Here is a 12,190-nt window from a genome sequence, read left to right as displayed (position 1 = left end):
GGCCACCTATCGGTGGCTACTCACCTCCATAGACCGAGTTGGTCCAACCTCTCGTCTTCCTTCTCCTGGTTTCGGATGTACTCCCGTATCACCGCTTCGTCGCGTCCCACCGTCGAGACGAAGTACCCTCGCGCCCAGAAGTGCTGACCCACGAAGTTGCGCTTTCGCTCTCCGTACACCCGCGCAAGGTGGATTGCGCTCTTGCCTTTGATAAAGCCCACCACCTGCGACACCGAGTACTTCGGTGGGATCGACAGCATCATGTGCACGTGATCGGGCATCAGATGCCCCTCTTCAACCCTGCATTCCTTTTGCGCGGCCAACTTTCTGAATACCTCACCCAGGTGTTCGCGTAGCTGCTTGTACAGCGTTCGCCTTCGACACTTGGGGATGAAGACCACGTGATATTTGCAATCCCAGGCCGTGTGACTCAAACTTTCATACTTGTCCATCGTGTTTCTTCCTTTCGTTTGCTTGGCGGCTCACGATTGAAAGTCTCTACGGTGGACAACCTCCTGAAAAGTCAAACTTCTACTGCCTCCCCGGCAGAGCCGGGGGGCCTCCTTTTGGTAGCTAGCGCTTATTCAGCAAGCGCCAGCAGCTATTTTTATCAATAGTCGTCACCCGAACCCATGGCCAGATTCTCGAAGCGGGTCTGGTTCTTCTGGAAGAACAGTTTTACGGTACCGGTGGGGCCGTTACGCTGCTTGCCGATGATGACCTCGGCCACGTTCGGCTCCTTGCTGTCCTTGTTGTAGTAGTCGTCGCGGTAGATGAACATGATGATGTCCGCATCCTGCTCGATGGCGCCCGATTCACGCAGGTCGGACATCATCGGGCGCTTATCAGTGCGCTGCTCCACCGAACGGTTCAGCTGCGAGAGTGCAATCACCGGGCATTGCAGTTCCTTGGCCAGCATCTTCAAACCCCGGGAGATTTCCCCCAGTTCGGTCGCACGGTTGTCGGCGCTGCCCGCGCCCGAGCCGCTCATGAGCTGCAGGTAGTCCACCACGATGAGCCCGAGCTTGCCGCATTGGCGCGCCAAGCGCCTAGCGTTGGCGCGCAATTCGCCTGGTGTGAGGCCAGGGGTTTCATCGATGTGCAGCGACACTGTGCGCAGCTTTTCAATCGCCTCGGTCAAGCGCGGCCACTCGTCGTCTGTGAGCTTGCCGGTTCGCAAGTTGCCCTGGTTCACACGTCCAATCGAACCCACGATACGCACGGCCAATTGAGCAGCGCCCATTTCCATGGAGAAGATGGCGACAGGCAGGCCTTCGTTGAGCGCCACGTGCTCGGCAATGTTCACCGCGAACGAGGTCTTCCCCATCGAAGGGCGAGCCGCCAACACGATCATGTCGCCCGCCTGCAGCCCCGAAGTCATCCGGTCCAGATCAGCAAAGCCTGTGGGCACCCCCGTCACATCCGCCGGGTTGTCAGCCATCTCCTGCACTTTGTCGAGCAGGTCGATCACCAGCGTATCGAGCGACTGAAACCCCTGCTTGTTGCGCGAGCCTTCCTCGCCGATGGCGAAAATCTTGGCTTCTGCTTCATCAAGAATGCGCTCGACGGTCTTGCCCTGCGGATCAAACGCATTCGTGGAAATCTCATCGCTGGCGGTGACCAGCTTGCGCAGGATGGATCGCTCACGCACGATTTCGGCATAGCGACGGATGTTGCTGGCACTGGGGACGTACTGCGCCAGATTATTCAAATACGCCAGCCCTCCCACCTCTTCCGCCTTGCCCAGGCTGCGCAGGTGTTCGAACACAGTGATCACATCGGCGGGCTTGCTGGCATTCACCAGGCTCGCAATCGCTGTGAAGATCAGTTGATGCTCATGGCGATAGAAGTTGCTTTCGGTCAGCAAGTCTCCCACGCGATCCCAGGCATTGTTGTCGAGCAGCAACCCACCCAGCACACTGGACTCAGCTTCCACCGAATGGGGTGGAATGCGCAAACGAGCTACCTCACTGTCCTGAACACTGGGTGCAGCAAAGCCCTGGTCATCTAGGGGAGGAAAGACTGCGGACATAGGAAATTCTCCGAACGATGTCTGGATGCTATTCCTCACACAGGCACATGACCTGCGGGGATAAGCCTGTGAGCAATCTGTGGACTGCAGGTGGGCAATCCTGTACAAATCAGGCCGACCCAATGACAAAAGCCGCCCGAGGGCGGCTTTGCTTGGATTGCCTGAAGAAAATCAGGCAGTTTCGCCGTAGACCGAAACCGTCACGTCCACCACCACGTCGGTGTGCAGAGCAACGCTCACAGTGCTTTCGCTCACGACCTTGATAGGGCCGTTGGGCAGGCGGATCTGAGACTTGGCAACCTTGTAGCCTTGCTTGTTCAGCTCTTCAGCGATGTCATGGTTGGTCACAGAACCAAACAGACGGCCGTCCACACCAGCTTTTTGTGTCAGCTTGATGGTGGTGCCAGCCAGCTTTTCGCCTTGGGCTTGGGCTTCTGCCAGCTTGGCGGCAGCAGCTTTTTCGAGTTCAGCGCGCTTGGCTTCGAACTCTGCCTTGGCAGCTTCGGTGGCGCGACGAGCACGGCCCGAAGGAATCAGGAAGTTACGGGCGTAGCCGTCTTTCACCTTGACGATTTCGCCGAGGTTGCCGAGGTTCACAACCTTGTCGAGCAGAATGATTTGCATGGGTTGTGCTCCTTAGATCTTGTGCTGGTCGCTGTAAGGCACCAGGGCCAGGAAGCGAGCGCGCTTGATGGCGGTGTTCAGCTGACGCTGGTAGATGGCGCGCGTGCCGGTCAGGCGCGCGGGAATGATCTTGCCGTTTTCGGCGATGAAATCACGCAGGGTATCGACATCCTTGTAGTCGATCTCTTCCACACCGGTCACTGTGAAGCGGCAGAAACGCTTGCGCTTGAACAGCAGGGACTGGGTGTTGCGCTTTGGGCGCTTGTCTTTATTGAACTTCTTGAACGTGGCCATTGCGGACCCCTTGAAAATTAATTTTGTTGAATATCCTGGATGTGGAGCACTGCGTTTTTGCCGTTGCGCGGGGTGGCCAGAAAACCCGAAAAAGTCCAGAGACTTCCGATGTTCTGCCTCGCCAGCCGCTCGGCCATTGCACCAAAGGCAACGGCCTTGATGGCAGCCTTGACGGCCCGGGGGTGACCTGCTTCTGTCTGTTGCGACTCGTGTTCGAGCCGCAGGTTGATGGCAGGCAAACCGGCGGGGGTGTATCGCAGGGACTCAGCCTCTGCAATGCATGCTGTCAAGACGACGCGGTTCTCCACTCCAAAGTGGATGGATCAGCGCTCGCCAGCAGCTGCGTACTCGGCTTGGCTGGCCTTGCGGGCCTCTTCGCGCTCAACAGTCTTCATCATGGAAGATGGGCCGGTTTCAGCCTTCTTCTTCTTGACAGTCAGGTGGCGCAGCACGGCGTCGTTGAACTTGAAGGCATGCTCCAGCTCAGCCATCACAGCTTGGTCGGCTTCGATGTTCACGCACAGGTAGTGGGCCTTGGCCAGCTTGTTGATCAGGTACGCCAGTTGACGACGGCCCCAGTCTTCCACGCGGTGCACCTTACCGCCGCCAGCGGTGATCATGCCCTTGTAGCGCTCCAGCATGGCTGGAACTTGTTCGCTTTGATCCGGATGGATCAACAAAATGATTTCGTAATGACGCATGCATACTCCTTTTGGATAAAGCCGCCCGCTGCGTCCCAATCTTTTCGAGATTGTGCGGTGTGGCAAGGCAAAGCCGGAAATTATAGCCTTTGGCAGCACACTTGTACACTCTGGCTGCTTTTTGCCTTTCCCATACTGGGCAAGCGCCTGGAAAAACAGCCGCTCCAAGGGCCAAACCAAGGTTCTTTTGCCCCCACGGCTTGAAATTCAGCGAAAGCCCCCAAGCTCTCGCGCGTACTGTTTTATTTACAAAGACTACGACATGTCCGACAACAGCCAGAACACATCTTCATCAGCCGCCCCGTCCCCCGAGGAAGTGGAAGCCGCCATGGCCGCCAATGCCTCCGACGAGCTGGCGCGCCTGCAAGGCGAGTTGGCTGAGCTCAAGGCCAAGAGTGCTGAATTGGCAGACCAGTTCCTGCGCGCCAAGGCAGAGGCGGAAAACGCCCGCCGCCGCGCCGAAGACGAAGTAGCCAAAGCCCGCAAGTTCGGGATCGAGAGCTTTGCCGAAAGCCTTCTGCCCGTGGCAGACAGCCTGGATGCAGCCTTGGCCATCAAGGAAGCCACGCCCCAGCAACTTCGCGAAGGAGCAGACGCGACCCTGCGCCAGCTCACCTCAGCTCTGGAACGCAACAAGGTGCTGGCCATCAATCCCGCAGCGGGCTCCAAGTTCGACCCACACCAGCATCAGGCGATCAGCGTCGTGCCTTCTGAGCAAGAGCCCAACACCATCGTGACTGTGCTGCAAAAGGGGTATGTGATTGCGGAGCGTGTGCTGCGCCCTGCACTGGTCACTGTCAGCGCCCCCAAATAAATTTTTTAAGGTAAATCGAGAGGGACGACTTGAACTAACGCAAGTTATCCACAAGTTACTAGCCATCCAAACTATTCAAGCATTCGGAGAAAAATCATGGGAAAAATCATCGGCATTGACCTGGGCACCACGAACAGCTGCGTCGCCATCATGGAGGGCAACACCACCCGCGTGATCGAAAACAGCGAAGGTGCACGCACCACGCCTTCCATCGTCGCCTACCAGGAAGACGGCGAGATCCTCGTCGGCGCATCGGCCAAGCGCCAGGCCGTGACCAACCCCAAGAACACGCTGTTCGCCATCAAGCGCCTGATTGGCCGCAAGTTCACCGAAAAAGAAGTGCAAAAGGACATCGACCTGATGCCTTACTCCATCGTGGCCGCCGATAACGGTGACGCCTGGGTGGAAGTGCGCGGCAAGAAGCTGTCGCCCCAGCAAGTCTCGGCCGACATCCTGCGCAAGATGAAGAAGACCGCCGAGGACTACCTGGGCGAGCCCGTGACCGAGGCCGTGATCACCGTGCCTGCGTACTTCAACGACGCACAACGCCAGGCCACCAAGGACGCTGGCCGCATTGCCGGCCTGGAAGTCAAGCGCATCATCAACGAACCCACTGCCGCAGCCCTGGCCTTTGGCCTGGACAAGCAGGAAAAGGGCGACCGCAAGATTGCCGTGTATGACCTGGGCGGCGGCACATTTGACGTGTCCATCATTGAAATCGCCGATGTGGATGGCGAAAAGCAGTTCGAAGTGCTGTCGACCAACGGCGACACCTTCCTGGGCGGCGAAGACTTCGACCAGCGCATCATCGACTACATCATTGGCGAGTTCAAGAAAGAACAAGGCGTTGACCTGTCCAAGGACGTGCTGGCCCTGCAACGCCTGAAGGAAGCCGCTGAAAAGGCCAAGATCGAGCTGTCGAACTCCGCATCGACCGACATCAACCTGCCCTACATCACCGCTGACGCCTCAGGCCCCAAGCACCTGAACGTGAAGCTGACCCGCGCCAAGCTGGAAGCCCTGGTGGAAGAGCTGATCGAGCGCACCATTGCGCCTTGCCGCACGGCCATCAAGGATGCCGGGATCAGCGTGTCGGACATCAACGACGTGATCTTGGTCGGTGGCATGACCCGTATGCCCAAGGTGCAAGAGAAGGTCAAGGAATTCTTCGGCAAGGAGCCCCGCAAGGACGTGAACCCTGACGAAGCCGTGGCCGTGGGCGCCGCCATTCAGGGCCAAGTGCTGTCGGGCGACCGCAAGGACGTGCTGCTGCTGGACGTGACTCCCCTGTCCCTGGGTATCGAAACCCTTGGCGGCGTCATGACCAAGATGATCACCAAGAACACGACCATCCCGACGAAGTTTGCACAGACCTTCTCGACGGCCGATGACAACCAGCCTGCCGTGACCATCAAGGTCTATCAGGGTGAACGTGAAATGGCTTCGGGCAACAAGCTGCTGGGCGAGTTCAACCTGGAAGGCATTCCACCGGCAGCCCGTGGTGTTCCACAGATCGAAGTGTCGTTCGACATCGACGCCAACGGCATCCTGCATGTCGGCGCCAAGGACAAGGGCACCGGCAAGGAAAACAAGATCACCATCAAGGCGAACTCGGGCCTGTCGGAAGAAGAGATCCAGCGCATGGTCAAGGACGCCGAACTGAACGCGGCCGAAGACCACAAGAAGCTGGAACTGGTCCAGGCCCGCAACCAGGGTGAAGCCGCTGTCCACAGCGTGAACAAGAGCCTGGCCGAGCATGGCGACAAGCTCGAGGCCGCTGAAAAGGATGCCATCACCGCTGCCGTGAAGGACCTGGAAGAGGCCCTGAAGGGTGAAGACAAGGCTGCCATCGACGAAAAGACGACCGCGCTGATGGCTGCCAGCCAGAAGCTGGGCGAGAAGATGTACGCCGAGTCGCAGGCCGCGCAAGCAGCCCAGGCAGCAGGCGGTGCAGAAGGTGCAGGCGCCTCGGCCAAGCCCGCTGACGACGACAACGTGGTCGACGCAGAGGTCAAGGAAGTCAAGAAGGGCTAATCGCCCCTCGCGTTGACCCCAGCCGCCGCGCGGGGCCGAAAGAGCTTGCACACACAGGCTCCCAGGCTTGCGCGGCGTTCCTGTTCCAACCGGGCCAGAGATCACCATGTCGAAAAGAGACTTTTACGAAGTCCTGGGCGTTGCCAAAAACGCTTCGGACGAAGAAATCAAGAAGGCTTATCGCAAGCTGGCGATGAAGCACCACCCCGACCGCAACCAGGGTGATGCAGCCAAGCCCGCCGAGGAGAAATTCAAGGAGGCCAAAGAGGCCTACGAGATGCTCTCCGACCCGCAAAAGCGGGCCGCCTACGACCAATACGGCCACGCGGGGGTAGACCCCAACATGCGCGGCCCCGGGGGTGGAGCAGAAGGGTTTGGCGGCTTTGCCGAGGCGTTTGGCGACATCTTCGGCGACATGTTCGGCCAGCAGGGCGGACGCCGTGGCGCGGGTGGCCGCCAGGTGTACCGTGGCAGCGATCTCAGCTACGCCATGGAGATCACGCTGGAAGAAGCAGCACGCGGCAAGGATGCGCAAATCCGTATCCCGTCCTGGGATTCGTGCGACACCTGCCACGGCAGCGGTGCCAAGCCAGGCACCAGCGCCAAGACCTGCGGCACCTGCCAGGGCTCTGGCACCGTGCAGATGCGCCAGGGCTTCTTCAGCGTGCAGCAAACCTGCCCGCACTGCCGCGGCACCGGCAAGATCATTCCTGAGCCTTGCACCGCGTGCCATGGCCAGGGCAAGATCAAGAAGCAGAAGACGCTGGAAGTGAAGATTCCTGCGGGCATCGACGATGGCATGCGCATTCGCAGCACCGGCAACGGCGAGCCAGGCACCAACGGTGGGCCACCCGGTGACCTGTACATCGAAATCCGCATCAAGAAGCACGACATCTTCGAGCGCGATGGCGATGACCTGCACTGCCAGGTGCCCGTGAGCTTCATCACGGCGGCCCTGGGCGGCGAGATCGAAGTGCCCACGCTGGCGGGCAAGGCGGCCATTGATATCCCCGAGGGCACGCAGGCTGGCAAGCAGTTCCGTCTGCGCGGCAAGGGCATCAAGGGCGTGCGCTCCAGCTACCCTGGCGACCTGTACTGCCACATCGCGGTGGAAACGCCGGTCAAGCTCACCGAGCACCAGCGCAAGCTGTTGCGCGAACTGGAAGAGTCTCTGAAAAAAGGCGGCTCCCGCCATTCGCCCAGCGGCGAGAGCTGGACAGACCGTCTGAAGAACTTCTTCAGTTGATCGGTTTCTGTGCGCTGCACCAGCGCACAGCCAGGCGGCAGCGCTGTAGCCTTCACAAAAAGCGACCCGGTTTACGCCGGGTCGCTTTTTTCATGCATCGCCCCCAAGAACGAACCGCCAATCCCAAGTCTCATCGTTGATGACCATCAAGACTCCCCAAGGACTGAGTAACCGGCCCCGCTGAGAGCCATCGACACAGCGCATACCATGGAGGCTTGCAGCAACGGGAGAAACACACATGAGCGTGAGCATCACCTTTCTGGGCGGATCCGGCACCGTGACCGGGTCGAAGTACCTGGTGCGCCACAACGGCAAAAGCATGCTGATGGATTGCGGGCTGTTCCAGGGCTACAAGCAACTGCGCCTGCGCAACTGGCAGCCACTGCCCTTGTCGCCCCACGAGATCGACTCGGTGGTTCTCACCCACGCCCACCTGGACCACAGCGGCTACCTGCCCCTGCTCGCCCGCGACGGCTACCACCGCGACATCCATGCCACGCGGGGCACTCGCGACCTGTGCGCCATCCTGCTGCCCGACAGCGGCCACCTGCAAGAAGAAGACGCGGCGTTCCTGAACCGCCACAAATTCAGCAGCCACAGCCCTGCGCTGCCGCTGTACACCCGGCTGGATGCCCTGCACTGCCTCAAGCAATTCAAGCCCCACGGCCTGCACCAGCGCTTTGAGCCCCTGCCCGGCTGGTACGCCACGTTTTCGAACGCCGGGCACATCCTGGGCGCGGCCAGTGTGTTGCTGGAAGTGGGTGGGCGCCGCATTCTGTTCTCGGGCGACCTGGGGCGGCCCGATGACATGCTGATGAACCCGCCCGACGCGCCACCCAAGGCCGACACGGTGCTGGTGGAATCCACCTACGGCGACCGGGAACACCCGGCCGAAGACTTGTTGAGCGAACTCGGCCCCGCGCTGGCGCGTCTGGCTGCACGCGGGGGCGTGGCTGTGGTGCCGGTGTTTGCCGTGGGGCGCGCACAGGTAGTGCTGCATGCCATCGGCTTACTTAAAGCGCAGGGCGTAATTCCAGCCTCACTCAAGGTGTTTCTCGACAGTCCCATGGCCGTCAGCACCACGGGGCTGTACCAGCACCACCTGGGCGAACACCGCCTCAATGCCCGGGAAGTGAACGCACTGGAGCATGGCGCGACGATGGTGCAAACCCCAGAACAATCCAAAGGCTTGGCGCGCTTGCATGGCCCCATGGTCATCCTGGCAGCCAGCGGCATGGCCACGGGCGGCCGTGTGCTGCACCACCTGGCGCTGCACTCTGGCGACCACCGCAACATGATCATCCTGACAGGCCACCAGGCCCCCGGAACCCGTGGCGCACGCCTTGCCGACGGTGAGCGATCCATACGTATTCACGGGCAAGACGTTGCCGTGAGGGCGGAAGTGGTGAAGCTCAACTCCGCTTCCGCCCATGCAGACAGCCACCAGCTCATCGCCTGGCTGCGCAGCATGGAGCACGCACCCGACCGGGTGTTTGTCGTGCATGGCGAAATGAGTGCATCAGACCAGTTGCGACAACGCATCTCGCACGAGCTGCACTGGCAAGCCCAAGTGCCCGAGCACGGCTGCACCGTCGAGCTGTAGGCTGGGGCTTGGCCTGCGTTGGGTGCGGCAACATCGCACCCAACTGCCTAAATTTTCAAAAAAGAGAGCGCCTGGCGCTTATCCAGTGCGGCTTGGTGGCATATTTCACTAGAAATTTGCCTCTGGCCGTGGCGTCCCAGTCAAAACCCGACAACGATGCAAGTCATCGCGTTTGGCGATGGCTTTCGGTGAAAATTGGGTAGAAAATAGAAAGCCTTCTCCGAACAAGAAGGCAAGCCCTTTCAACGCCCGCCATGAAAAGCTCAGAGCGCAACTTTGCGCGCCGAATTGACCTCACCTCGCTGCAACTGTTTGTGGCGGTGTGTGAGCTGGGCAGCATTGGCCGCGCGGCGGAGCGAGAATTCATCGCCGCATCGGCCGTGAGCAAGCGCCTGTCCGATCTGGAAGCCGCGGTAGACACCGCCCTGCTCTACCGCCACAGCCGCGGGGTCACCCTCACCCCCGCGGGCGAAAGCCTGCTGCACCATGCGCGCACCGTGCTTTTCGGGCTGGAGCGCATGCAGGGCGAATTGAGCGAATACGCCGAAGGCGTGCGGGGCCATGTGCGGGTGCACGCCAACATCTCGGCCATCTTCCAGTTTCTGCCCGAAGACCTGGGCGCGTTTGCGCGCCAGCACAGCCAGATCAAGATCGACCTGCAGGAACACCTGAGCACGGCCGTGCTGCACGCCGTGCAGGAAGGCGCCGCTGACCTGGGGATTTGCAACGTGGGCATGGGCAGTGGCGGCACGCAAGAGCTGCCCAGCCGCCCTTACCGATCTGATCGCTTGATGCTTGTAGTGCCCGCAGGGCACGAGCTGGCAGCGCTGGACGCTATTGATTTTGAAGCAGTTCTGGACTGGGACATCGTGGGCCTGCATGCCAACAGCAGCATCAGCCTGGCGATGCGCGCAGCAGCCGCTGCCGCTGGCCGCCCCTTGCGCCAGCGCATCCAGGTCACGGGGCTCGATGCCATGTGCCGCATGATTGACAACGGCCTGGGCGTAGGGCTGCTGCCCGACCGCGCCTTTGCGCTGATGCGCAGCGTGGGCCGCCTCACGGCCGTGCCCCTGACCGACGCCTGGGCCCGCCGCGAACTGCGCGTGGTGGCACGCGACTTTGACGCTCTGCCCGTGACATCGCGCCTGCTGGTAGAACACTTGACAGCACCGCGCCAAGCCCCGACACCAGCCACCGTGGCCACCCCGGAATTGGCACCGCAACACTAGAATCATTGACCCACCTGAAAGAAGACCACGCTATGGGACGCACCCTCTACGACAAGATCTGGGACGAGCACGTTGTCCACACCGAAGAAGATGGCACGTCCATCCTCTACATCGACCGGCATCTGGTGCACGAGGTGACCAGCCCGCAAGCCTTTGAAGGACTGCGCGAAGCCGGCCGCAAGGTGTGGCGCACCAGCTCCATCGTGGCCACCGCCGACCACAACACGCCCACCACCGGCTGGGAAAAGGGCTACGACGGCATCACCGATCCCATCAGCAAAGAGCAGATCACCACGCTGGACAAGAACATGGCGCAGATCACGCCCGCCGCGTTCTTCCCCTTCATGCACAAGCGCCAAGGCATCGTGCACGTGATTGGCCCTGAAAACGGCGCCACCCTGCCCGGCATGACGGTGGTGTGCGGCGACAGCCACACCAGCACGCACGGTGCGTTTGGCGCACTGGCCCACGGCATTGGCACTTCGGAAGTCGAGCACGTGATGGCCACGCAAACCCTGCTGGCCAAGAAGGCCAAGAACATGCTGGTGCAGGTCGATGGCACGCTGGCCAAAGGCGTCACGCCCAAGGACGTGGTGCTGGCCATCATCGGCAAGATCGGCACCGCTGGCGGCACGGGCTACACCATTGAATTTGCAGGCTCTGTCTTCCGCGCCATGAGCATGGAAGGCCGCATGACCGTGTGCAACATGGCCATCGAAGCCGGTGCCCGCGCAGGCCTGGTGGCGGTGGATGACAAGACCATTGAATACGTGAAGGGCCGCCCCCTGTCGCCCACCGGCGTGGAATGGGATCAGGCCGTGGCGTACTGGAAGACGCTGCACTCTGACGCCGACGCGAAGTTTGACGCCGTGGTCAAGCTCGACGCCTCTGAAATCGTGCCGCAAGTCACCTGGGGCACCAGCCCCGAGATGGTGCTGGGCGTGGACGCCCGCGTGCCCGACCCTGACAAGGAAAAGGACGCCACCAAGCGCGGCGCCATTGAGCGCGCCTTGACGTACATGGGCCTGCAGCCTGGCAGGCCGATCAACGACATCACCATCGACAAGGTGTTCATCGGCTCTTGCACCAACAGCCGCATCGAAGACATGCGCGAAGCCGCTGCCGTGGTGAAAAGCCTGGGCCGCAAGGTGGCCAGCAATGTGAAGCTGGCGATGGTGGTACCAGGCTCGGGCCTCGTCAAAGAGCAGGCCGAGCGCGAAGGCCTGGACCAGATCTTCAAGGCCGCAGGCTTTGAATGGCGCGAACCCGGCTGCAGCATGTGCCTGGCCATGAACGCCGACCGCCTGGAGCCCGGCGAGCGCTGCGCATCCACCAGCAACCGCAACTTTGAAGGACGCCAGGGCAACGGCGGCCGCACCCACCTCGTGAGCCCCGCCATGGCCGCAGCGGCTGCCGTTCATGGCCACTTTGTGGACATCCGTCAATTCGCCTGACCCTCAACCAAGGAGCACACCATGAACAAGACTGTCGCCTTCATCACCCTTGCGCTGGCCTTTGTGCTGGCGGGCTGCAACACCGTCAAGGGTGTGGGCCAAGACATTGAACGCGCAGGCAACGCCATTGAGCGCGCCGCCAAGTAACACAAGGCCACC

Annotated in this window: 13 protein-coding genes; 7 read left to right on the top strand and 6 right to left on the bottom strand. The window is 60.9% G+C overall.

Annotated elements, in window-relative coordinates:
• Nucleotides 1–20: 20 nt before the first annotated feature.
• The 6 genes from tnpA to rpsF all read right to left on the bottom strand — a co-directional run bounded on the left by tnpA (nt 21) and on the right by rpsF (nt 3,651).
• A complete protein-coding gene (gene tnpA / locus BDD18_RS13055) occupies nt 21–452 on the bottom strand; it encodes an IS200/IS605 family transposase (protein WP_026437438.1) in 432 nt (143 codons plus the stop codon).
• Between the two features lie 158 nt (nt 453–610).
• The gene (dnaB, locus tag BDD18_RS13050) at nt 611–2,032 is read right to left on the bottom strand and encodes a replicative DNA helicase (protein ID WP_142083642.1); all 1,422 of its coding nucleotides are present in this window, start codon (nt 2,030–2,032) and stop codon (nt 611–613) included.
• Between the two features lie 171 nt (nt 2,033–2,203).
• Nucleotides 2,204–2,656, bottom strand: a complete 453-nt coding sequence (gene rplI, locus BDD18_RS13045) for a 50S ribosomal protein L9 (RefSeq protein WP_066690791.1) — start codon at nt 2,654–2,656, stop codon at nt 2,204–2,206.
• 12 nt (nt 2,657–2,668) lie between these two features.
• Nucleotides 2,669–2,950, bottom strand: a complete 282-nt coding sequence (rpsR, locus tag BDD18_RS13040) for a 30S ribosomal protein S18 (RefSeq protein ID WP_044397946.1) — start codon at nt 2,948–2,950, stop codon at nt 2,669–2,671.
• A 17-nt stretch (nt 2,951–2,967) separates the two neighbouring features.
• Nucleotides 2,968–3,258 (bottom strand): primosomal replication protein N, encoded by a 291-nt coding sequence (priB, locus tag BDD18_RS13035; protein WP_044397944.1) that lies wholly within the window; start codon nt 3,256–3,258, stop codon nt 2,968–2,970.
• A 15-nt stretch (nt 3,259–3,273) separates the two neighbouring features.
• Nucleotides 3,274–3,651, bottom strand: coding sequence for a 30S ribosomal protein S6 (gene rpsF, locus BDD18_RS13030; protein ID WP_142083640.1), 378 nt, complete (start codon nt 3,649–3,651; stop codon nt 3,274–3,276).
• Nucleotides 3,652–3,913: 262 nt separating this feature from the next.
• Between rpsF and grpE the strand changes: the two genes are divergently transcribed.
• The 7 genes from grpE (at nt 3,914) to BDD18_RS12995 (ending at nt 12,178) form a co-directional block, all read left to right on the top strand.
• Nucleotides 3,914–4,465: a nucleotide exchange factor GrpE gene (gene grpE / locus BDD18_RS13025; protein ID WP_066690788.1), complete on the top strand. Its 552-nt coding sequence runs from the start codon at nt 3,914–3,916 to the stop codon at nt 4,463–4,465.
• Between the two features lie 96 nt (nt 4,466–4,561).
• Nucleotides 4,562–6,499 carry a molecular chaperone DnaK gene (gene dnaK / locus BDD18_RS13020; protein WP_142083639.1) on the top strand — a complete coding sequence of 646 codons (1,938 nt, stop codon included), beginning with the start codon at nt 4,562–4,564 and terminating at the stop codon, nt 6,497–6,499.
• 106 nt (nt 6,500–6,605) lie between these two features.
• Complete coding sequence (gene dnaJ, locus BDD18_RS13015) at nt 6,606–7,745, top strand: molecular chaperone DnaJ (protein WP_142083637.1); 1,140 nt, start codon at nt 6,606–6,608, stop codon at nt 7,743–7,745.
• A 238-nt stretch (nt 7,746–7,983) separates the two neighbouring features.
• A complete protein-coding gene (locus tag BDD18_RS13010; RefSeq protein ID WP_142083636.1) occupies nt 7,984–9,348 on the top strand; it encodes an MBL fold metallo-hydrolase RNA specificity domain-containing protein in 1,365 nt (454 codons plus the stop codon).
• A gap of 254 nt (nt 9,349–9,602) precedes the next feature.
• Nucleotides 9,603–10,577, top strand: a complete 975-nt coding sequence (locus tag BDD18_RS13005) for a LysR family transcriptional regulator (RefSeq protein WP_044397933.1) — start codon at nt 9,603–9,605, stop codon at nt 10,575–10,577.
• A 32-nt stretch (nt 10,578–10,609) separates the two neighbouring features.
• Nucleotides 10,610–12,031 carry a 3-isopropylmalate dehydratase large subunit gene (gene leuC / locus BDD18_RS13000; RefSeq protein WP_142083634.1) on the top strand — a complete coding sequence of 474 codons (1,422 nt, stop codon included), beginning with the start codon at nt 10,610–10,612 and terminating at the stop codon, nt 12,029–12,031.
• Between the two features lie 21 nt (nt 12,032–12,052).
• Nucleotides 12,053–12,178: an entericidin A/B family lipoprotein gene (locus BDD18_RS12995; protein WP_044397931.1), complete on the top strand. Its 126-nt coding sequence runs from the start codon at nt 12,053–12,055 to the stop codon at nt 12,176–12,178.
• Nucleotides 12,179–12,190: the final 12 nt, after the last annotated feature.

Source organism: Acidovorax temperans, assembly GCF_006716905.1.
Classification (GTDB): domain Bacteria; phylum Pseudomonadota; class Gammaproteobacteria; order Burkholderiales; family Burkholderiaceae_C; genus Acidovorax; species Acidovorax temperans.
This window is presented reverse-complemented; position numbering and strand designations above follow the sequence as displayed.

Bases quoted from the DNA above. Each gene is read 5' to 3' on its own strand.
- BDD18_RS12995 (WP_044397931.1), top strand. From the start codon at position 12,053: ATGAACAAGACTGTCGCCTTCATCACCCTTGCGCTGGCCTTTGTGCTG.
- rpsF (WP_142083640.1), bottom strand. From the start codon at position 3,651: ATGCGTCATTACGAAATCATTTTGTTGATCCATCCGGATCAAAGCGAA.
- BDD18_RS13010 (WP_142083636.1), top strand. From the start codon at position 7,984: ATGAGCGTGAGCATCACCTTTCTGGGCGGATCCGGCACCGTGACCGGG.
- grpE (WP_066690788.1), top strand. From the start codon at position 3,914: ATGTCCGACAACAGCCAGAACACATCTTCATCAGCCGCCCCGTCCCCC.
- tnpA (WP_026437438.1), bottom strand. From the start codon at position 452: ATGGACAAGTATGAAAGTTTGAGTCACACGGCCTGGGATTGCAAATAT.
- dnaB (WP_142083642.1), bottom strand. From the start codon at position 2,032: ATGTCCGCAGTCTTTCCTCCCCTAGATGACCAGGGCTTTGCTGCACCC.
- dnaJ (WP_142083637.1), top strand. From the start codon at position 6,606: ATGTCGAAAAGAGACTTTTACGAAGTCCTGGGCGTTGCCAAAAACGCT.
- BDD18_RS13005 (WP_044397933.1), top strand. From the start codon at position 9,603: ATGAAAAGCTCAGAGCGCAACTTTGCGCGCCGAATTGACCTCACCTCG.
- rplI (WP_066690791.1), bottom strand. From the start codon at position 2,656: ATGCAAATCATTCTGCTCGACAAGGTTGTGAACCTCGGCAACCTCGGC.
- dnaK (WP_142083639.1), top strand. From the start codon at position 4,562: ATGGGAAAAATCATCGGCATTGACCTGGGCACCACGAACAGCTGCGTC.
- leuC (WP_142083634.1), top strand. From the start codon at position 10,610: ATGGGACGCACCCTCTACGACAAGATCTGGGACGAGCACGTTGTCCAC.
- rpsR (WP_044397946.1), bottom strand. From the start codon at position 2,950: ATGGCCACGTTCAAGAAGTTCAATAAAGACAAGCGCCCAAAGCGCAAC.